The organism is Aquiflexum lacus, assembly GCF_015476655.1.
GTDB classification, from domain to species: Bacteria; Bacteroidota; Bacteroidia; order Cytophagales; family Cyclobacteriaceae; genus Aquiflexum; species Aquiflexum lacus.
This window is the reverse complement of record NZ_JABFHF010000002.1, coordinates 91,733-112,635: the sequence shown is the minus strand read 5'-3', so window position 1 is coordinate 112,635 and position 20,903 is coordinate 91,733. Positions and strand designations below refer to the sequence as shown.

At 40.3% G+C, this 20,903-nt stretch carries 16 protein-coding genes; 8 read left to right on the top strand and 8 right to left on the bottom strand.

The genetic code is table 11. The features are described from left to right. Window positions 1–20: 20 nt before the first annotated feature. The 5 genes from HMJ38_RS02510 to HMJ38_RS02490 form a co-directional block, all read right to left on the bottom strand. Window positions 21–1,802: a glycoside hydrolase family 15 protein gene (locus tag HMJ38_RS02510; protein WP_194972807.1), complete on the bottom strand. Its 1,782-nt coding sequence runs from the start codon at window positions 1,800–1,802 to the stop codon at window positions 21–23. Window positions 1,803–1,970: 168 nt separating this feature from the next. Further along, the gene (locus HMJ38_RS02505) at window positions 1,971–3,557 is read right to left on the bottom strand and encodes a M1 family metallopeptidase (RefSeq protein ID WP_194972806.1); all 1,587 of its coding nucleotides are present in this window, start codon (window positions 3,555–3,557) and stop codon (window positions 1,971–1,973) included. Between the two features lie 19 nt (window positions 3,558–3,576). After that, on the bottom strand, window positions 3,577–3,927 hold the full coding sequence (locus HMJ38_RS02500; protein ID WP_194972805.1) for a HepT-like ribonuclease domain-containing protein: 351 nt from the start codon (window positions 3,925–3,927) through the stop codon (window positions 3,577–3,579). Continuing rightward, window positions 3,920–4,513 carry a nucleotidyltransferase domain-containing protein gene (locus HMJ38_RS02495; RefSeq protein WP_194972804.1) on the bottom strand — a complete coding sequence of 198 codons (594 nt, stop codon included), beginning with the start codon at window positions 4,511–4,513 and terminating at the stop codon, window positions 3,920–3,922. Before HMJ38_RS02495 ends, HMJ38_RS02500 begins: the two co-directional genes overlap by 8 nt. Before the next feature lie 446 nt (window positions 4,514–4,959). Next, window positions 4,960–6,408 carry a pyridoxal phosphate-dependent decarboxylase family protein gene (locus HMJ38_RS02490; RefSeq protein ID WP_194972803.1) on the bottom strand — a complete coding sequence of 483 codons (1,449 nt, stop codon included), beginning with the start codon at window positions 6,406–6,408 and terminating at the stop codon, window positions 4,960–4,962. Between the two features lie 222 nt (window positions 6,409–6,630). Here HMJ38_RS02490 and HMJ38_RS02485 point away from each other — a divergent pair, with 222 nt between their 5' ends. Together HMJ38_RS02485 and HMJ38_RS02480 are read left to right on the top strand one after the other, a co-directional pair. Further along, entirely contained in the window at window positions 6,631–6,855 is a 225-nt protein-coding gene (locus HMJ38_RS02485) for a hypothetical protein (RefSeq protein ID WP_194972802.1), read from the top strand. Beyond that, window positions 6,852–7,265: a PIN domain-containing protein gene (locus HMJ38_RS02480; protein WP_194972801.1), complete on the top strand. Its 414-nt coding sequence runs from the start codon at window positions 6,852–6,854 to the stop codon at window positions 7,263–7,265. Before HMJ38_RS02485 ends, HMJ38_RS02480 begins: the two co-directional genes overlap by 4 nt. A 339-nt stretch (window positions 7,266–7,604) precedes the next feature. Here the strand turns inward: HMJ38_RS02480 and gcvP are convergent, their stop codons facing one another. Next, window positions 7,605–10,496: an aminomethyl-transferring glycine dehydrogenase gene (gene gcvP, locus HMJ38_RS02475; protein WP_194972800.1), complete on the bottom strand. Its 2,892-nt coding sequence runs from the start codon at window positions 10,494–10,496 to the stop codon at window positions 7,605–7,607. Window positions 10,497–10,698: 202 nt separating this feature from the next. Between gcvP and HMJ38_RS02470 the strand changes: the two genes are divergently transcribed. The 3 genes from HMJ38_RS02470 (at window position 10,699) to HMJ38_RS02460 (ending at window position 15,405) form a co-directional block, all read left to right on the top strand. Beyond that, the gene (locus tag HMJ38_RS02470) at window positions 10,699–12,195 is read left to right on the top strand and encodes a M28 family peptidase (protein ID WP_194972799.1); all 1,497 of its coding nucleotides are present in this window, start codon (window positions 10,699–10,701) and stop codon (window positions 12,193–12,195) included. 9 nt (window positions 12,196–12,204) lie between these two features. Beyond that, window positions 12,205–13,128 (top strand): nucleoside hydrolase, encoded by a 924-nt coding sequence (locus HMJ38_RS02465; protein WP_194972798.1) that lies wholly within the window; start codon window positions 12,205–12,207, stop codon window positions 13,126–13,128. A gap of 135 nt (window positions 13,129–13,263) precedes the next feature. Continuing rightward, on the top strand, window positions 13,264–15,405 hold the full coding sequence (locus tag HMJ38_RS02460; protein ID WP_194972797.1) for an outer membrane protein assembly factor BamB family protein: 2,142 nt from the start codon (window positions 13,264–13,266) through the stop codon (window positions 15,403–15,405). Window positions 15,406–15,472: 67 nt separating this feature from the next. Here the strand turns inward: HMJ38_RS02460 and HMJ38_RS02455 are convergent, their stop codons facing one another. After that, a complete protein-coding gene (locus HMJ38_RS02455) occupies window positions 15,473–15,781 on the bottom strand; it encodes a hypothetical protein (RefSeq protein ID WP_194972796.1) in 309 nt (102 codons plus the stop codon). A 31-nt stretch (window positions 15,782–15,812) separates the two neighbouring features. Here HMJ38_RS02455 and HMJ38_RS02450 point away from each other — a divergent pair, with 31 nt between their 5' ends. Further along, a complete protein-coding gene (locus HMJ38_RS02450; protein ID WP_194972795.1) occupies window positions 15,813–16,475 on the top strand; it encodes a hypothetical protein in 663 nt (220 codons plus the stop codon). 63 nt (window positions 16,476–16,538) lie between these two features. Here the strand turns inward: HMJ38_RS02450 and HMJ38_RS02445 are convergent, their stop codons facing one another. Further along, the gene (locus HMJ38_RS02445; RefSeq protein ID WP_194972794.1) at window positions 16,539–18,329 is read right to left on the bottom strand and encodes an ABC transporter ATP-binding protein; all 1,791 of its coding nucleotides are present in this window, start codon (window positions 18,327–18,329) and stop codon (window positions 16,539–16,541) included. A gap of 145 nt (window positions 18,330–18,474) precedes the next feature. On the opposite strand from HMJ38_RS02445, the gene HMJ38_RS02440 reads away from it, so the two are divergent. Continuing rightward, window positions 18,475–19,575: a Glu/Leu/Phe/Val family dehydrogenase gene (locus tag HMJ38_RS02440; RefSeq protein WP_228779839.1), complete on the top strand. Its 1,101-nt coding sequence runs from the start codon at window positions 18,475–18,477 to the stop codon at window positions 19,573–19,575. Window positions 19,576–19,717: 142 nt separating this feature from the next. Next, window positions 19,718–20,893 (top strand): transcription antitermination factor NusB, encoded by a 1,176-nt coding sequence (gene nusB / locus HMJ38_RS02435; protein WP_194972793.1) that lies wholly within the window; start codon window positions 19,718–19,720, stop codon window positions 20,891–20,893. The last annotated feature ends 10 nt before the right edge of the window (window positions 20,894–20,903 follow it).

Sequence of the window (20,903 nt, the reverse complement as noted above, 5' to 3'; positions counted from 1 at the left end):
GGTTCCATTTTTTACTTTGTTTATAGAAAATTAGGCCGATCCAACTTTTTACCAATTCTGAAAGCCGCATTCATCAATCCTACATGGGAGTAAGCCTGTGGAAAATTCCCCCATTGACTACCTGTAGCCTGATCCACATCTTCTGAAAATAGATTGAGGTGGTTGGAATATTTGATCAATGTTTCAAAACCTTCAACTGCCTCATCCAGCCTATTCACACAAGCCAATGCCTCAATATACCAAAATGCACAGATCAAAAATGTGGTCTCAGGTACCCCGAAATCATCCATATGCTTGTATCGGAAAAAGAGGTAATCTTTTGAAAGCAGCTCTTTTTCCAATTCCTTAAGGTGATTATTTGCCCGCTCTATATCATCTCCAAAGTAACCCATGGTAATCAACTGCAAGGTAGAAGCATCCATATGTTTTGCGCCAATGGCCTGCGAGTAGGCCTTCCTGTCAGGGAGATAGCAAGCTTCTATTTTTGCCACTGCAAGATCCTTCAAGTACATTGCTTTCTCATACATCTTTTCGTTTTTGAGACGTTTCCCGATTTTGGCGGCTGCCAATGAACCTGCCCAATGAAAAAGGAATGTATAGCAATGTTCTTGGGCAAGACTCCTAAACTCCCATAAACCTGCATCCTTTTCATCCATCGTCTGTTCGATTTTATCCAAAAGATTCATGATCATGGGTTCAGAATGACTTCGTTCCTTTGAGGTGAACCTCTGATCTGAATACAGGGGTAAAAGGGAAACCAACACCTGTCCATACAGATCATTTTGAATATGGGTATAGGCCTGATTGCCAAATCTGACGGGCTTGTTTCCCAAATAACCCTCCAAATCAGAGATTTCTTCAATCAACAAACTCTCTCCTGTAATAGAATAAAGTGGTTGATATCTTCCATCTGCACCTGTCGGCAGGTTTTGGATGAATTCAAAATATTTCTCGAGCTCTTCAAAGTGACCAACACCATTAAAAGAAGTTAGGGTATAATAACTGTCCCTTATCCAACAATATCGGTAATCCCAATTCCTTGTGGAGCCTGGAGACTCCGGAAGGGATGTGGTGGAGGCGGCTATGATGGCACCGGTGTCCTCATATTGGTGGATTTTTAGGATCAGGGCAGAGCGAAGCACCAACCGCTGATGAAATCCGGAAATACTGGTGGACTTGACCCATGATTGCCAGTAATCCGTAGTTGCTTGCAGAAATCTCTCAGATGTGGATTCAATCGGCGCTTCCAATGGCCTTCCATAGGTGAAAACCAGATAAATTGGCCGCTGAAGCACAAAAGATTTCCCTTCACAGATGTAAGTAAGGGCTGCATTTGAAGTCAGTCTGATTTCCTGATCCTCACCCATATACTGAATATGATTGCTACCAATACTGGGCGTAAGTGTTTTTGTTCCTCTTTGCGCAACTGGCTTACAGGTAATCTTAATCCTTGAGGCTCCGGTAAGAGGTTCTATCTTCCGGATCAGCATCAAGGGTTTAAAATACCTGTCGAAATTCTTGAAACGAGGGGCAAAATCAGTCACTTTATAACTATCCTGTCCAGTATTAATTATGGTTTCAAGTATATTGGTATTTTCTAAATATGATTGAGTAGATTCAAAATCAGACCCTTCTGGTAAAATGGTAAACTCACCACCTTTTTTTCTGTCCAGCATTCCACCGAAAATAAAATCCGAGTCAAAGCGAGGCAGGCAAAGCCACGAAATATTAGTGTTCTTTTCAACATGGGCAATGTAGGAACAGTTACCGATTAGCCCAGATTCATAAATATGCTTGTTCATGTAGATTAAAGTTTAGGTTTGAGAAAATACTAAAAATGGCTAGCAGGCTCCCGGCAAGAAAACGAAATCAGTTTTCTAATCCAAAGATTTATAAATTTTAAATGGATTTCATTTTAAACTGCTTATAATCTTTTCCGGTTGCTTTAATATCTTGAATTTGATAAATAATTATTTTTGATCGAGTAAATACCAACCTTTCGGATCAACCTCTATCGTCCCTGCACTTCTTACTAGCACTGGTTTGGAGGAAAGAATATGGCGCTCAAATCCATTGGAAGTTTTGATTTCCACTGGCATCGAAAAATCAATATTGGGTAGGCTGACCTGATACCCTTTTTTACCCTTTTTGGAAACTTTCACCTTAGGAACCCGGATGGTTTTTAGATACATATCAAAGAATCCCTGTAATTCGATTCCAGTATATTGCTGTACAAACTGAGTAAAATCAGCTGTTTCGACGAGGTTTTCATAGGTAAATCGCTCATCTGAAGCAAAGGATTTGAGCATGGGGAAAAACACCTCATCCCCAATATAGTATCTCAGCGAATGTATTATAAATGCCCCTTTGGTGTAAATCTCGGGATGATAGGCTTGGTCAGAGTTGGAGTTTCTTGGTGAAACTACGGGCCTGGCATGGGCAATCCCCTTTTTGACCGAAGCTACCTTTTCATGATAGGCATCTTCTCCTCCATGTTCCAGATAAAACAGCCAATCCCCATAAGCCGTCAATCCCTCGTGGATCCAGAAATCTGCCCAGTCTTTGACCGAAACCTTATTGCCAAACCACTCATGCCCCAATTCATGGTGAAGCAGCCAATCGGCGTACCCATCCCCTATTTTTTCAAACTGAAAGTTGTTCCCATAAGCATTGATAGTCTGATGTTCCATCCCCAAATAGGGAGTTTCCACCACAGCGATTTTGTCATTGGGAAAGGGGTATGATCCAAAAAACTTCTCATGGGTTTTGGCAGAAGTTTCCAATACTTCCATCAGCGATTTGGCTTTATCCCTGTTTTCCTGCAGGACATAGACTATCATCGGGATTTCCGTCCCATCTGTACTGTTGAAAGTTTTTGATTCTTCATGGAAAACCCCCATCGTAAAGTTGATATTGTAATTGTTAATGGGATATTGTGTGGTCCAATGGTAGGTGACTTTTCCATTTTCATTTTTGGTATCTACCAGTCTTCCATTTGCTGCTACAAAATAAGGATATGGGGCAGTGAGGATCAAATCCACTCCGTTTGAAGGTTCACTTGATGGGTGGTCCAGGCAGGGCATGAAAATCTTTGCACCTTCATTCTGAGAGGATAGCCCCATCCAATGGTTATCCAATTCGTCTATCTCCCAAGTAAAACCTCCTGTCCAGGGTGGCCGGATAGCGATTGGAGTTTGGCCACCGTAAAACACCTCCACCTCAGTGCAAGTACAATCGGAAGGATAAATGTCCAATGTATCCCCAAAATGCCTGAAACCGACTTCCGCTCCATCCATGATGACTTTGCTCACTTTGTACTCCTCGATCAGGTTCACTCTTAGCGTATCCAACTTTTCATCTGAGGAGAAAGTGATTTTGTTTTTCCCATGGATCTCCTGTTTTTCGGGAAATATTTCCAGTTCCAACTGATAGTGCAGAACCTCATATTTTGTTTGCAAAGGATCAATTTCCCCACCCCAAGCCCAGTTTTTTTGGATTTGGGAAAATGTGCTGAAAGAGATCAGAAGGAATGATAGGATTAGGGAGGTTGTTTTCATTGTATTTAATATAATAGGGTTAATTGGTATCAGGGAATTCCTTTTCTATAATACGGTTCACAAGAGCTTTCAATTGATCTAAATCTTCAGAAGCTGCATAAATCCGTGTCATTTTTATTTTATGATATTCATGAGCTATAAAATTCCGAAAGGATTTTGGAACATTCCATGGATAGGGATAAGGTTCCAAAAACCAGCTTTCAATACTTTTTATAGCTTCTCCGATAATTAAGAACTGGTAAAGAACAGCACTTTGAATCATTGAATTTTTAAGAAATTCCTCTTCATCCATATCATCCATAAAATCCTTGATACTATCGATTGCATGGATAACATGTAGTAGCCTTTCTTTATTGGTAGGTTTAGCCATAAATCTGAATTAGATCCTTTTTTACATTATCTACCATATACTCACGAAGTGTGTCGTGTTCCACAAAGTCAATCTTTCTATTAAGCGCTTCTATCAACTGTTCCCTAATTCCAAGCTGATCGAATATGCTGAATTTAACATTTTTCTTTACTTGGAATAAGATATCGATGTCACTTTCCGGATTGTCGTCCCCTCTGGCAAAGGAGCCAAAAACCCAGCCTTTTTCTATTCTTGAATCCCTATCAAGGATTTCATTGATTTTTTTGATTATGGCTTTTCTGTCAATTTTCTCAAAAACCCTATAAGCAACTTCCTCCTCTGCAACTTTCAGTGCTTCTTTGGCCATTTCGTTATCATCGCCGAGGTCATATACTACCTTATCCGCCATCCAAGGAACCAATAGTTCTGAAGATGGAATCTCAAAAATTTCTGACAAGCGGATGACCTGTTCTTTGGATAGTTTCCTGATTCCCCGCTCTGCTTTACTGATTAAAGCTTGGTCAATATCCAAGAACACACCTACTGTCCGGAGGGGCATCTCTTTTTCCAGTCTAAGCTTTCTGATTTTTTTGCCGAACCTGTTCATGATTTTGACAAATATTTTTTGACCAATTTAGTCAAAATTGCGTAGGAGTGCAAGGAGTTGAGGAGAGATAGGTTTAAGACATAAGAAGCAAGATGTAAGACATAAGAGAGGCATTTTTTGGTTTCGGTCCCGATAGCCATCGGGATGATATTCTTCTCCCATAATTAAAAATATTTCAACAGCACTGGAATTGCTCCTGACTCCTGTACGGGATCCAAAGATAGAAATGTGTAGATACTCCCGACTGCTGTACCGGACTACAACTAGCGTCTTCGTCAATCTTCACCCAGATGGCTTTAAATACAAATTTCTGTCTAGGCATAGAGGTGAATATCGACTGAGTTGGGTGACAAAAGATGTGATTGGCTTAAAATTACTTGGCAACTTTAACTCCATTTTCTATTAAAACCTTCGGGGCTTTGAAAACCCCAAAGGTTAACCCTAACTCATTTTGTCCCTTGGTTCTTGATTCTTGATTCTAAAATCTCCCTCCCCTCATTCAATTCACTTACCAATGCTTCAATATCCTCTTCCGAAGTATTGTAGTTTGTAATACAGGCCCGGAATGTTGGTTTGCCGAAGACAGGATAAATAGATAGCCAGGACTTTCCGGAGTCAATGATGTTTTTGATTACTGTTTTGGTGAAATCAGGATTATCCAGGTAATTTTCATCCATAAAACATACCACGGGAAATGGGCTGCTGTTCATTACAGTCCATCCGCTGTTTTTCAACAAACCTTTCAGTTTTTCCCCTATTTCTGTTTGATGGCGAATGGTTTTTTCATAACCCTCCCAACCAAAAATCATCAATGCCAAATACAGTTTGATGCCATAAGCCCTGCGGGACCATTGGATGGAATGGGTAAATGGATCGACAATTTCAAGGTCTTTGGCTTCCTTGGGCATATATTCGGCTGTGATCCGGAATGTTTCTGATAAGATTTCTTTGTGCCGGGTGATAAACAAACTGGTGCCCATCGTGACAGACAACCATTTGTGCGCATCAAAAGTGATGGAGTCAGAAAGTGAAATTCCGTTCAGATAAGGTTTCAGATCGGGATGCAAAACTGCCGCACCTCCATAAGCAGCGTCCACATGGAACCAAAGCCCGAAGTCATCTGCGATTTTCCTGATTCCCGGCAAGTCATCAATGGCGCCTGTTCCCGTTGTGCCGGCAGTACCGATGACCAAAAAAGGTTGGTAACCGTCATGAACATCCTTTTGAATGGTTTCCTTTAGGATTTCCAAATCCATTTTCAGGTCTTTCCTAACCGGAATATTCCTGATGGCATCATAGCCCAATCCAACGGTTTTAGCTGCCTTATGAACTGAGTGGTGAGACTCAGCCGAACAATACATCACAGGTCTCTTCCTTACCCCAAACCAACCCGACTTGGCAAATTGGGGAAAAGCATAGTTCACCGCACACAAAACAGCGGTCAGGTTAGCTTCGGCACCTCCACTTGCAAACACCCCATCTATGCTCTCTGTAGAATATCCAAACTTCTTTCCAAATTCAGCAATCAGATAATTCTCAATTTCATTGGCAAATGGAGAATGGCTCCAAGCTGCCAATTGGGGATTAAAAACAGCGGTGATCAAATCTCCCAAAATACTGGGGAAGTTTGCCCGGGGATTGTAGAGGCCGAAATATTTTGGATGTGGGGTTTGGACAGAATAGTTTTTCATACCCTCCACCAAATGCTTGAGAGCCTCCTTAGAAGTTAAAGGAGCAGAGAAATCAACCTTCCTTACTTCCTTCACAATTTCAGAAATATCGAGCCTCGGAGAAACCCGATTGGACTTTGTATCAGAATAGTATTTCTCAAGAAAGTCAATGGTGAATTTGTACAGTTCCTGTCTTTCGGAAGGGGTTAAATCAAAGCTTTGCATGTAATTGATTGGTTAGAACGGTTTGAAAAACAAGATGAAAAAATACTGATTACTACCCAAAAGAACCGTCATATATTTAAGGGAGTTCTTCACCTTGGAGGTACTTATTTGACCACAAAAGTGCCAAATGAAAACAAAAGAAAAGGAAGATTTAATGTTGAAATCAAACACCATAAACAAAATGTTCTGGGAATTAATTAAATTTGATAAAAGAAATAAGCGATGGAAAATCTACAGATAGAAAGCACAACCAGTCAAATTATTCTGAAACTTAACAAAAAAGGCTTTACTGAGCAGTTTTTAGATTCCTTGATTAAGCGATTAAAAATCGAAGATTTGGCACAAAAATCGGCTTTGGATGACAAAATATTGAAAATTGCAGATGAAATCAATCAGGATTGGTGGGATAAAAATGGTGAGGAGTTTTTGAAAAATATAGCCAAATGATTTCGAATGCGGCTGTCGTAGATACCAACATTATTTTATCAGCTTTAATCTCCAAATCTTCTGGAATTAGGGAAAAACTTTTTGATGAAACAATGAATTATTTTGCCCCAAATTATATCATCATTGAATTATATAAACACAAAGAGAAGTTACTGAAATATTCAAAACTTGATGAGACCGAATTCTTTGAATTTTTTTCCTCAATTGTAAACCGAATAAATTTTGTTTCTCTTGAGACTATTAAAGAAGAAAACAAAAAGAAGGCATACCATCTCTGCAAAAGCATTGATATTAAAGATACTCCTTTTGTAGCACTTTCAATTCAGCTTAAAATCCCCCTATGGACTGGGGATAAGAAGCTTAAACAAGGTCTTATCAAACTTGGTTTTATGGACTTTGGGGAGGAATAAAATATTGTTTTTCGGAGCTTGTAGCTTCGAAACATTTGGTAAAGAAGATACTTTTTTTTAACCACAAAAGTGACAAAAGGAAACAAAAGAAAGGAAGGGATTGATCTGGAGATCAAAAAAAGCCTCCCAGTTTCCTGGAAGGATGTTTTTTATTGTTGTCTCCGCGATACTAGAGCCAGGCTTTGAATCTAAGTCTCGAACCTTGTTTTCTGGTAAAAACCTTCGGGGTTTTAAAAACCCCAAAGGTTTCACCCTAACTCATCTCGTTTCTCGCCTCTCGTTTCTCGCTTCTTGTCTCTTGGCTCTTGGTTCTTAACTCTCACAACTCATGTCTCACCTCTAAACCTCCGTCTCCGCATACTCCTCCACAGGAATACAGCTACACACCAGATTTCTATCACCATATGCGGAATCGACTCTTCTGACGGTTGGCCAGAATTTATTGCCTTTCACAAATGGTAAAGGATAGACTGCTTTTTCTCTTGTGTAAGGGAAATCCCAATTATCTGATAAAGCGAGTACTGCTGTATGAGGTGCATTTTTTAGCACGTTGTTTTCTTTATCTGCCTTACCATCATACACTTCTTGGATTTCTTCGCGGATTCCAATCATGGCATCACAAAACCTGTCCAATTCAGCCATGGTTTCTGATTCCGTTGGCTCTATCATCAATGTTCCCGCTACCGGGAAAGATACCGTCGGAGCATGGAATCCATAATCCATTAGACGCTTGGCAATATCTTCTACTTCTACCCCAACCTCTTTGAATTCCCTGCAATCCAGGATCATTTCATGGGCTGCCCGTCCACCTTTTCCAGTATAGAGAATTGGATAATGCTTTTCCAGTCTTGATTTGATGTAGTTGGCATTCAGAATGGCGATTTTGGTAGCATTGGTCAATCCATCTCCACCCATCATGGCGATGTAGGCATATGAAATCGGAAGAATACTCGCACTACCATAAGGTGCTGCTGAAATTGAAGTGATAGCAGATGTCCCTCCTGTTTCAATTAAAGGGTTGCCCGGTAAAAACGGCACTAAATGCTCTGCTACACATATTGGGCCCATCCCTGGTCCACCACCACCATGAGGAATACAGAAGGTTTTATGGAGATTTAAGTGACAGACATCCGCACCAATTCTTCCAGGACTTGTCAGTCCAACCTGCGCATTCATATTTGCCCCGTCCATATATACCTGACCACCATTATCGTGGATGATCTGACAGATTTCCTGAATGGCTTCCTCAAAGACCCCATGGGTTGAGGGGTAAGTCACCATCAAAGATGCCAATTCACCTTTATGTGCTTCAGCTTTTGACTTCAAATCCTCCACGTCAATATTTCCACTTTCATCACATTTGACCAAGACAACTTTCATCCCTGCCATCACCGCTGATGCTGGATTGGTACCATGTGCGGAAGTTGGGATCAGAGCTATATTCCTATGGTGATCTCCCCTGTTCATGTGGTAAGCGCGGATTACCATCAATCCGGCATACTCTCCCTGTGCACCGGAATTGGGTTGGAGGGATGTATCGGAAAATCCTGTGATTTCAGTCAACCAATTTCTGAGATTTTGAAAAAGCTCATAATATCCGGCTGCCTGATCTTGGGGGCAGAAAGGATGCAACTGACCAAACTCAGGCCAAGTAACGGGAATCATTTCTGCTGTTGCGTTCAGTTTCATGGTACATGAGCCAAGAGAAATCATGGAATGTACCAAAGAAAGGTCCTTGTTTTCCAATCTTTTGATATACCGGAGCATTTCATGCTCTGAATGGTAAAGATTGAAAACGGGGTGCGTCAAATATTCAGAAGTTCTCAACAAACCTGCCGGATAATTTAACTCCAATTCAGAAATCATGGCATTCCAATCAAACTGAACTTTATTGTTGATGGACTTTGAGAATACTTCCACCACTCCCTTAACATCGCTGATGGTCTTTGCTTGATCAAAAGCCAATACTACGGCACCTTCTTCATACCTGAAATTCATCTCAGACGATAAAGCAAAGGCCTTGATTTTTGACAGTTGTACAGCATCCGCTTTGATTTTGATGGTGTCAAAAAAGTTCTCATTCAATTGCTCATATCCCAATAATCCCAATGCCTTTGCAGTCAATTGGGCAAGTCCATGGGTTCTTGCTGCAATTTCTTTCAAGCTTTTTGGACCGTGGTAAACAGCATACATTCCTGCCATGACTGCCAACAACACCTGTGCTGTGCAAATATTGGAAGTGGCTTTTTCTCTTTTGATATGTTGCTCACGGGTCTGTAATGCCATTCTGTAAGCATTATTCCCATCCCTGTCTACGGAAACACCAATAATTCTTCCGGGAACTTGTCTTTTATAAGCTTCTTTTGTAGCAAAAAATGCGGCATGAGGACCTCCATATCCCATAGGGACTCCGAATCGTTGACTAGTGCCCACTACCACATCTGCTCCCATTTCTCCCGGAGGGGTAAGTAAGGTCAAGCTCAAAAGATCTGTAGCAAAAGCAGTCAGCACATTATTTTCCTTTGCAGAAGCGACCAATTGAGCATGATCGATCACAGCACCATCAAGATTAGGGTATTGCAAAAGCATCCCAAATAAGTTTGCATCAGTCAGATCCAAACTTGAAAGAGGCGCAATGACCAACTCGATACCGATAGGTTCAGCACGGGTGATCAGAAGATCCTTGGTCTGAGGGAATATTTTTTCATCCACAAAAAATTTATTGGCATTCTTTTTTTCTCTGGGCTTGGAAGCATAAAGCATGGTCATCGCTTCAGCAGCCGCAGTGGCTTCATCTAGCAATGAAGCGTTGGCCATCTCCATACCGGTAAGGTCCATCACCATGGTCTGATAATTGATCAATGCTTCCAATCTTCCCTGAGCAATCTCAGCTTGATATGGAGTGTAGGCGGTGTACCATCCCGGATTTTCAAGGATATTTCTCAGGATCACACCTGGCACAATCGTATCATAATAACCCAACCCAATAAAAGATTTGAAAATCTTATTTTTAGATGCCAGTTTTTTGAATTCCCTCAAAAATGAAGCTTCTGTTTTGGATTTGGGAAGATCCAAAGGTTTTTCCAACTGTATGGCCTTTGGAATGGTTTGATCTATTAGCTCTTCCATGGAAGCTGCTCCGATACTGTCTAGCATCAGTTCAATTTCCTTCGGAGATGGGCCGTTATGTCTTTGTTCAAACTTGGTAGAGGGATCTAATTTAATCTTCATTTTTATTAAGATATAAGGACAAATTTGGGTTCTATTCTCATCACTTTTTTGGTTGTGCAAAGGTATAAATTATTGAATGATAATAATTTTTTAAACCCAAAGAATTATAGTCTTGTAACACTCAAATTGACAAACGGTTTTAATGTATTGGGAATTATTTCTATGTTTGAAGCCTTAATTTTAAATACCCCAAATATATTTTATGAAAAAGAAAATATGGATAGTAGGAGCGATAGCTCTATTATTTACTGGAAAGATCGAAGCCCAAGATGCCACTGCGATAAAATATGCCAATTCAATCACTGCGACTGACCTTGAAAAACACCTGACTTATTTGGCCTCAGATGAATTGGAGGGCAGGGATACAGGGGAAAAAGGTCAAAAATTAGCTGCTGAATATTTAGCTGGTTTTTATAAAAATCTTGGACTTTCAGGGCCTGTTGATGGGGAATATTTTCAGAAATTTAACCTATCATCTGTTTCATATCCCCAAGTGAACCTTACTGTTGGCAAACAGAAACTGGTTAACAATGAAGACTTTGTGTTCATTGGTGATGCGGACATGAAAAGGCTTGCAAAAACTGATCTGGTATTTTTGGGGCTTGCCAACGATGAGAATTTGAAAAAAGTAGATGTGAAAGGAAAATTGGTTGGCCTATGGGCAATCGGTAGCAGAGCTCAGACAGTTGTGCCTGAGGTGATGGAAGCAGGTGCTGCAGGAATTGTGATTGTCACCATGGAAGGACAGGCTAATTTTGACCGAATGACCAATTGGTACAAATCCTTGAGCGGCAGGGGAAGATTGGGTTTTGAACAACCAACCAAACAAGAACCTATATTTTTGGTAAGCTCAGACAAGATGTCTGTATTGTTTGATACTCCTGTGGAGATATTGAAGGAAGCCGCCAAAAATAACCCTGAGTCTATCAAAACACAAAAAGCTTCTTATTTAGTCAAAAAAGAAAACAGATTGGTCCCCACTGAAAATGTCATGGCTTTCTTGGAGGGTACAGATAAAAAGGAAGAGGTATTGGTGATTTCTTCCCACTATGACCATGTAGGAATCAACAGTAAAGGAGAAATAAACAACGGTGCCGATGATGATGGTTCGGGGACTGTATCCGTGATGGAAATTGCAGAGGCATTTGCTTTGGCTGCAAAAGATGGTATTCGACCAAAAAGAAGCGTATTGTTCCTGAATGTGACCGGAGAAGAGAAAGGACTTTTAGGCTCTGAGTATTATTCCAACAACCCGATTTTCCCATTGGAAAATACGGTGAACAATATCAACATTGATATGGTGGGCAGGATAGATTATGAATATCAGGATGCCGAGAATCAGGATTATGTCTATGTGATCGGTTCTGAAATGCTTTCCTCACACTTGAAAGTCATCAACGAATACAACAACATCACCTATACCGGTCTGATTTTGGATTACAGGTATGACGCGGAAGATGATCCAAACAGGTTCTACTACCGATCTGACCATTACAATTTTGCCAAACACAATATTCCGGTGATCTTCTTTTTCAATGGCATTCATGATGATTACCATCAGCCCAGTGATACTGTGGACAAAATCGAGTTTCCTTTGATGACCAAAAGGGCTACGTTGATTTTCCATACTGCTTGGGATTTGGCCAATAGAGAGAACAGAACACCTGTGGATGGCACCAATACAAGGACTGCCCGATAAAATTAAATTATGAAAATATCAACCATTTTTTTCCTCGTCTTTCTGATGAACTTCCAGCTTTTTGCCCAAAAGCAAAAAGTATGGTTGGATTCGGATACCGGGAATGAAATGGATGATCTTTATGCAATTGTCAGGTTATTGAAAGAGCCTTCTGTGGATGTGGTTGGCTTAAGTTCAACCCATTTTAATAATCCGGACCTTTTGGTTTTTGAAAAATGGAATGCTTATGATACCAAGGGTTTGAATACCTTGGAGGACAGTCAGCGGCTCAATGAGCTTATTCTGAACACCATGGGACTTTCCCATATCCCCCACCCCAAAGGTGCAGATAGGCAAATCGGCAGAGCTTGGGGAGGTCAGGAACCAAGGGATTCTCCGGCAGCACTAGCCATAATAGCTCTTGCCAATTCATTGCCTGAAAATGAAAAACTGGATATCCTAACTTTGGGAGCATTGACGAATGTAGCATCAGCCATCATTCTTGACCCTGAAATTATACCCAAAATAAGGATTTACGCTTTGGGCGCTAAATACAATCAAAGCTCGCGAGCTTGGAGTAAGAATGAATTCAATATCAGGAATGACCTCAATGCCTTTGATTACCTTTTGGATCTTTCCGGACTCGACTTTACAATCATGCCTTTGGAAACCGCACTTCCCTTGAAATTTGATCGGGACGAGACCTTTAAAAAAACCGACGACAACATCCCTATAGAAAAAATTCTTGCAGACAGATGGAGAGAACAAAATCCTCAGGATAAAACGCGGGTAATGTGGGATTTGGCCTTAGTGCAGGCCTATTTATTACCCCAGTATTCAGAGACTATTTTGGTTAATTCTCCTCCTGAGAGCAAAACCTTCACGGTTAAGATTTTTTCAAAAATAGACAGTAAAGCCATGATGGAGGATTTTTGGGTAGTGCTTAAGAAGTAAAGAATTTATAAGGAATAAAGGCAGACAATCCCTTGCATATATTCAACAATCAAAAATTTTACTTTTCAAGGGGAATTAGTTTGTTGTTATTGCTAAAATCCATACTTTAATTTCTGTATTCAATAAATCCACCCGATGACCAAGTCTATAAGAACCCTGATTTGCCTCAATTTTATTGTTTTCACCTTTTGCAGTGGCCCGGATTCTACTAAGTTGTTGGATTACAGCAAATGGGAGACTTTTGGCGGGACCAAAGATGCCGCTCGATATTCTGCTTCCAGTCAGATCAATAAAGAAAATGTCAAAAACCTCGAAGTAGCTTGGACTTTCAACACCGGAGATGCCACCGAAAGGTCCCAAATCCAATGTCAACCAATCGTAGTTGACGGCGTTTTGTTTGCCACTAGTCCACAGGTCAATGTATTTGCTTTGGATGCTGCTACAGGCAAATTACTTTGGAGATTCAACCCGTTCCAATTGCTTGGGGGTCAAAACTCCTGGGCCGGCACTAACCGTGGCGTGACCTATTGGGAAGAAGGTGATGATAAGCGAATATTGTTTACAGCAGGCAATTGGCTGATGGCTTTAAATGCAACAGATGGAAGACCTATCGAAACATTTGGCGATGGCGGAAAAGTGGATCTTCAAAAAAATCTGGATACAGACATGGAAGAATTCCTGATCGTATCCAATACCCCTGGAATTATTTACAAAGACAAATTGATCATGGGTATGCGCCTTTCTGAAGGGCTTGATGCTGCACCTGGCCATATCCGTGCATTCAATGTAAAAACTGGAGAAAGGGAGTGGATTTTTCACACTATTCCCCATCCCGGAGAATTTGGACATGACACTTGGGAAGCAGAATATTGGGATAAAATCGGTGCTGCCAATAACTGGGCAGGTATGAGTCTGGATGATGAAAGGGGTATTGTGTATGTACCTACAGGCTCGGCAGCCTATGACTTCTGGGGTGGTTACAGGCATGGTCAGAATTTATTTGCCAACAGCCTGATCGCACTTGATGCAAGTACCGGTGAAAGAATCTGGCACTTTCAGGCCATTCATCACGATATTTGGGACCGGGATTTTCCTGCCAATCCAAACCTGATCCGAATCAAAAAAGATGGCAAATGGCTTGATGCTGTGGCCCAGACTTCCAAACAGGGTTATATTTATGTTTTTGATAGGGTTACGGGTGAACCTGTTTGGCCGATACATGAAAAGGCTGTACCACAATCAGAAATTCCTGGGGATAAAAGTTGGCCCACTCAACCACATCCCTCATTACCGGAACCATTTATGAGAATGGCCTATACGGAGAATGAAATTTTAAAGCTAACGCCTGAATGGGAACAAGAAATCAGGTCTAAACTCGAAAATGTGAAATATGGTGACATGTGGTTACCTCCAAGTCATGAACATGGGATAGTGTTGTTTCCCGGAATGGATGGTGGGGCTGAATGGGGGGGCTCTTCATTTGATCCCTATACCCAAACCATGTACATCAATGCCAATGAAATCCCATGGGTGATAAAAATGGGTGCCAACCCAAAATTCGAGAATCTTGGCCAAGGAATATATGTGAATTACTGTGCCAATTGCCATGGCGTAGATAGAAAAGGAAATCCGCCCGCTTTTCCAACTTTGATGGATTTGAACAAAAATTTTACCGCAACTTCCTTGGACGCTTTAATCAAAAACGGGAAAGGGGCTATGCCTGCTTTTGCGCACATTGCGGACGATGACAGGAAGTTGTTGGTGGAATATCTTCTTGGAAAAGAACAGGATCCAAACGCAGAAAAAAAAGAACTGGAAGGCGGAGTTGAACTGCTTACGCCTCAATATGTCATGCAAGGTTATTCGAGGTTGCTGACTGAAGATGGTTATCCTGGCATTCAGCCTCCTTGGGGAACCCTTACTGCCATGGATATGAATACAGGGAAAATCAAATGGCAATCGGTCCTCGGAGAATTTGATGAACTGACAGAAAAGGGTTTTGAGCCGACCGGTTCAGAAAATTATGGAGGACCTGTCACTACTGCCGGAGGTTTGGTATTTATTGCTGCCACCAAAGATGAAAAGATCAGGGCATTTGATAAAGATACAGGTAAGGTTTTATGGGAAGCCAAGTTGCCCGCTGCAGGTCATGCTACCCCCGCAGTCTATGAGAAAAACGGTAAACAATTTGTGGTGATTGCCTGCGGAGGAGGTAAAGGCACAAAATCCGGAGACGCTTATGTTGCTTTTGCTTTGCCTGAAATCGAAAAAAATTGAAGGCAACCTAAAGAAATTTAAAAAAATAAAACTTATCCCGCTTCTGCTTCCAGGAGCGGGATAAGTTTTATTTTTGGCCCAACAATGTTTTTATACCTTCCAATAACTGTTTAAATCCTTCTTTGAAATGCTCCTTGGAATCCTGAAAATTAGGTTCCATTTCTTCTTTATAGAGCTTTTCAATTTTTTCCTTTCCCTTATTGAATTCGTCTTCAAGGGTGGTTTTCTTCTCTTTTAGGTCTTTGATTTTCTTTTCTATTTCATCTCTTGCCTCACCTGTCGCATTGGTGCCTTTTTCGATTAATTGTTCTATTTTAGTGCCAATATCCTGTAGAAGTGATTCCACTTCTTCAAACCCTGTTTTTTTTTCTGACATAATATAAATATTTATTAAACCCTTTGAATCAATGGTTTCTAATATACTAAGTAAGCTTCAGACTACCAGCAAATTGAAATATAATTTATTTGAAAGCACAGAAGCGCTCTTTATCGAGTTGGAAAATATTTGCCGGGAACTGAGTAAAGAGATCATTGAGGAAAACAAAGAAGAAAAACCTATCCCCATCAAAATCGAAAAAATCAACGACTATGAATTCATCTTTAGGATAGGTGCCGATGTTTTGATTTTTATTTTACAAAGTAATATTGTAAGACTTCCAGACGACACTTATCTCAGTAAATCCAAATACCTAAAAGAGGATGTTTCACTCAGGTATTTTGGACAGATTTTGATTTATAACTTCCTTAGCGATACTTTGACGTTTGGCAGGCTCGATGACCCGGGGTATTTGATAGGCCGAATACTGCTCAATCGAGAAAACAAATTCTTTTTGGAAGGTGACAGGAAAATAGTCTTCAATTTTCCAGAGCTAAAGGAAAACCCGGTGTCCAAAGAAAAAATGAGAGACTTGGTAGAGCAATTGATCGTTTCTGCATTGGAAAATGATCTTTTGGCTCCTGCTTTCCATGATATCATGCTGATCTCTTATCACCAAAAACTCGAACATACTTCAAGCATGGGAAATCCCCAAAAAATTGGATTTGATTTTTTCGCCAAAAACCGTGAATGATTTGATCTGACAGGTCAAGTATGATTATCAAAAAAAATCTGACATGTTCTTGCCAAGAGAGGATTATTCTCCGACTACCTCATTCACTTGGGTCTGTTTTTCATATAATTCAGCATAAACGCCTTTTTTTGCCATCAAGATATCGTGCGATCCTTGTTCGATGACCCTTCCATCGTCTAAGACTATAATTTTATCTGCAAGTTTTGCGGAGGAAACTCTATGCGAAATGATGATAGAGGTTCTATTGACCATAATGTCTTTGAGCGCATTCAAAATTGCATTTTCAGTTTTGGTATCAACTGCAGAGAGGCAATCATCTAGTAGCAGAATTCTGGGCTCTTTGGCCACAGCTCTTGCAATAGACACCCTTTGTTTTTGTCCTCCTGAAAGCGTGACCCCACGCTCACCCAGCTTTGTGTTGAAGCCATTTGGAAATTTTACGATATTTTCATAAACATCAGCATCTTTTGCAGCTTTCTCCACGATATCCATATCTGTTTGATCCCGTCCAAAAGCGATGTTACTGGCAATCGTGTCACTAAAGAGGAAGACATCCTGAGGAACATATCCTATTTGTTTGCGAAGGTCTGAGATGTCATATTCCTGTATGTTTTTATCATCAATCCATATCTCACCCTCCTGTGGGTCATACATTCGAAGCAAAAGGTTGGCAATGGTGGATTTGCCTGAACCTGTGGTACCTATGATCGCGAGGGATTCTCCTGACTTGATCGTGAAGCTTACATTCTGCAAAGCTTTTATTCCCGAATCAGGATATACAAAAGATACATTTTTTACAGAAATATCTCCAGAAATAGGACCGACATAACTTTCTGTACTTATCATGGGATTTTCCACATCCAAAAATTCATTGATTCTGGCCTGAGATGCTGCTGCCCGTTGGATGATACTGGTCACCCAGCCCAAAGAAGTCACAGGCCATGTCAACATATTGACATAAAGAATAAATTCTGCAATCACACCATATCCAATTTGCCCATCCATCACCTGTATGCCGCCAACGTATACGGTCAATATCGTACTGACTCCGATCAGACCCATAATCAGTGGGAAAAACAGAGACTGCACCAAAGTCAGACGAATCGATTTATCCTTATAATCTTCACTTGCCTTGGTGAATTCATTGGAACTGTCCTCCTCTCTCACAAAAGCTTTTAAGACCCTGATACCCGAAAATGCCTCCTGTACAAAAGTGCTCAGTCCAGAAAGGCTCCTTTGAATCTTCTCTGAACGTTCATTGATCATGTTATTGACAAAATAAATACTTATAGAAAGTATAGGTAAGGGAAGAAGTGAATAAATGGTCAACTCAACATTGACTGTCAACATATATCCGATCACTAAAGGAAACAACACCAATAGATTTATACCATACATCAATGCCGGACCGAGATACATTCTTACCCTACTCACATCCTCTGTAATCCTTGCCATCAAATCTCCTGTACTGTTCTGTCTAAAAAAGCTGAGGGGTAATTTTTGGTAGTGGTCGAAAATATCATTCTTCAAATCATACTCTATCAGCCTTGACATGATGATCACAGTCTGACGGATCAGAAAAAGGAAAAAACCCCTTAACAGCGCCATGACCAAAATCAAAACTCCAAAGACAAGAACAAATTTCAGGAATTGACTTCGGGCAATTTCTGCCAGATGACCCTCTCCAAAAACCTGATAATACTTAAAACTCTCAACCACAAAATCTATTGAAATTCTTACCAATTGGGCAGGTATTATTACAAAAATATTGGAGATAATGGTAAATAATGTTCCCAAAAGGAGATAGCCCTTGTATTTATATAGGTATTTGTTTAGCCGTAGTAAGTGTTTCACAAAATAAAAACTTTAAAATCTCTTGATAAGTTTTGTTATACTCCATTAATTGTATTAGTAAAGCCCAAACAAAATATATAATTTTGCCTGACGTTTTTAAAGCACAATAACCCAAATATAACACTTAAATAAAATCCAAGTTCAAATGGTAGAGATTAATACTGAGGAAAAAGTGAGGGAAGGATCTATTTACGGTCAGATCACTTCTTTAGGCCACGAGCAATTAGTTATTTGTTATGATGAGCCTACGGGCTTAAAGGCCCTTATCGGTATACACAACACGGTACTCGGGCCAGCCTTAGGTGGTACTAGGATGTGGAACTATGCTTCCGAAGCTGAAGCCATCACAGATGTACTGAGATTATCCCGGGGTATGACTTTCAAAGCTGCCATTTCCGGCCTGAATTTGGGGGGAGGAAAAGCCGTAATCATTGGCGATCCTAAGCTGAAAAATGAAGCATTTCTAAGACGATTCGGAAGATTTATTGAAAGCCTTGGAGGCCGCTACATCACTGCCGAAGATGTTAATATGAAAACCAGCGATATGGAATATATCGCTATGGAAAGCAAATATGTAACCGGCCTGCCCGAAGTAAGGGGAGGTGGTGGAGATCCTTCACCTGTCACGGCATATGGCACGTATTTGGGCATGAAATCAGCAGCTAAAAAGGCCTTTGGATCAGATAGCCTTACGGGAAAAAAGATCGCTGTCCAAGGAATCGGACAAGTTGGTAAATATCTTGTCGAACACTTGATCAAAGAAAGGGCAGAAGTTTTTATCACAGATATCTTTGAAGATAAATTGAAGCAGGTGGCCAAAGAAACCGGAGCCACAGTTGTCGACTCAAATGTGATTTATGATATTGATATGGACATCTATGCACCATGTGCATTAGGCGCTACCATCAACGATCAAACCATCGATAGATTAAAATGTCAGGTTATAGCAGGTGCAGCCAACAATCAATTGCAGGATGAAGAAAAGCATGGCAAAATCCTTTTGGAAAAAGGCATCACCTATGCTCCCGATTTTTTGATCAATGCCGGCGGCCTTATCAATGTCTACGCCGAATTTGTAGGCGGTTACAACAGGGAACTGACCTACAAACACGCAGAAAAGATTTACGATATCTGCACCGCGATTTTGGATAAATCAGAAAAAGAAAATATCCCTGCCCAGCAAGCTGCCATTGAAATGGCATGGAATAGGATACAGGCAATGGGCAAAGTCAAATTGCCTTATTGAGATAAACAATACAAAACAATACCACCTGTCAGCCGAATAAAATCAAGGCTACAGTTGGTATTGTCATCTTTGGGAAGGTAAAACAGAATACTTTCTTTATCCTCCCACAAAATATTTATATTTACGTTCTTTAATTTCAGGTATGTTAAACAGAAGAATACTCAGGGTCAAAGCCTTTCAGAATTTATACGCCTATGATCAATGCAAGGCATCAAATCTCAATATCGCCAAAGACCAAATAAGGGAAGCTTTCTTACCTGACCTCAATACCATGGAAGTACAGGATAAAGGTCTTCTCAAAAAAGAAGGCGAATTAGCTGTAAAAGCCTTTGTAGAAAATCTGAATTCTGAAATTTTTAAACCCAATGGCAATCTCAATCAGAAAGTCAATATAGAAGCCAAAGCAGCAATCAACAATTATCACAAAGCCAATAAAAAAGACTATGAGTTTTTGTTGAAGAATATGGTAACCTCGGCAGAAAGGATCCCACAATTATACTTATTTGCCATTCAACTTTTAATTGCATTTGGAGACTATGTGGCTCTTGAGTCAGAAAAAAAGAAAAAAAGGTCTACAGACGCGGTAAAAATGACGTTGGGAGAAATCAATCTTGCTAAAAACAAAATTCTCCAGAACATTAAAAATTCTGCTGATTACCAAGCTGCTGTCATAAGACAACATGCTGGCATTGAGGAATTGGAATTGGAAATCAAAGAATGGTTCAGGGAATATGTGAAGCCATTGGAGAGCTATCAGGAATACATACAATTGGAGGAACCCAGTATGGAACAGGATTTCCAGATTGTAGATAACATTCTAAAAAAAGCAATATTCAAATCTGAGGTGATATTGAATTTTTTTGCGGAAAAAGACATTAATTGGACAGAGAATAAATCTGTGGTAAGGAGCCTAGCCTCAAAAGTACTCAAAAACGAAGCGGAAAATTCCGGTGCCGTACTTCCCGAAATAGCCATCAATTGGGAGGATGACAAGGAATTTTTCCAAAATATATTTAACTTGACCGTCCGAAATGACGAGGATAATAGAATGCTGATCTCCCAAAAAACCCAAAACTGGGATATTGAAAGAATTGCTCAGACAGATAAGATCATCCTTTCCATGGCAATCACAGAAATGATGAATTTCCCAAGTATCCCGGTCAAAGTCAGCATCAATGAGTATATTGACATCTCAAAAACATACAGTACTCCCAAAAGCAAACAATTTGTGAACGGATTGTTGGATGTTTTGTCAAAAGAACTAACTGAAAAGGGTCTTATCCGTAAGAGTGGTAGAGGTCTTTTAGATAACAAATAAAACATTAAAC

Bases quoted from the DNA above. Each gene is read 5' to 3' on its own strand.
- HMJ38_RS02480 (WP_194972801.1), top strand. From the start codon at position 6,852: ATGATTTCGAATGCGGCTGTCGTAGATACCAACATTATTTTATCAGCT.
- HMJ38_RS02505 (WP_194972806.1), bottom strand. From the start codon at position 3,557: ATGAAAACAACCTCCCTAATCCTATCATTCCTTCTGATCTCTTTCAGC.
- HMJ38_RS02460 (WP_194972797.1), top strand. From the start codon at position 13,264: ATGACCAAGTCTATAAGAACCCTGATTTGCCTCAATTTTATTGTTTTC.
- HMJ38_RS02495 (WP_194972804.1), bottom strand. From the start codon at position 4,513: ATGAACAGGTTCGGCAAAAAAATCAGAAAGCTTAGACTGGAAAAAGAG.
- HMJ38_RS02500 (WP_194972805.1), bottom strand. From the start codon at position 3,927: ATGGCTAAACCTACCAATAAAGAAAGGCTACTACATGTTATCCATGCA.
- HMJ38_RS02490 (WP_194972803.1), bottom strand. From the start codon at position 6,408: ATGCAAAGCTTTGATTTAACCCCTTCCGAAAGACAGGAACTGTACAAA.
- HMJ38_RS02510 (WP_194972807.1), bottom strand. From the start codon at position 1,802: ATGAACAAGCATATTTATGAATCTGGGCTAATCGGTAACTGTTCCTAC.
- HMJ38_RS02470 (WP_194972799.1), top strand. From the start codon at position 10,699: ATGAAAAAGAAAATATGGATAGTAGGAGCGATAGCTCTATTATTTACT.
- HMJ38_RS02440 (WP_228779839.1), top strand. From the start codon at position 18,475: ATGGTAGAGATTAATACTGAGGAAAAAGTGAGGGAAGGATCTATTTAC.
- HMJ38_RS02450 (WP_194972795.1), top strand. From the start codon at position 15,813: ATGGTTTCTAATATACTAAGTAAGCTTCAGACTACCAGCAAATTGAAA.
- HMJ38_RS02485 (WP_194972802.1), top strand. From the start codon at position 6,631: ATGGAAAATCTACAGATAGAAAGCACAACCAGTCAAATTATTCTGAAA.
- nusB (WP_194972793.1), top strand. From the start codon at position 19,718: ATGTTAAACAGAAGAATACTCAGGGTCAAAGCCTTTCAGAATTTATAC.
- HMJ38_RS02465 (WP_194972798.1), top strand. From the start codon at position 12,205: ATGAAAATATCAACCATTTTTTTCCTCGTCTTTCTGATGAACTTCCAG.
- HMJ38_RS02455 (WP_194972796.1), bottom strand. From the start codon at position 15,781: ATGTCAGAAAAAAAAACAGGGTTTGAAGAAGTGGAATCACTTCTACAG.
- gcvP (WP_194972800.1), bottom strand. From the start codon at position 10,496: ATGAAGATTAAATTAGATCCCTCTACCAAGTTTGAACAAAGACATAAC.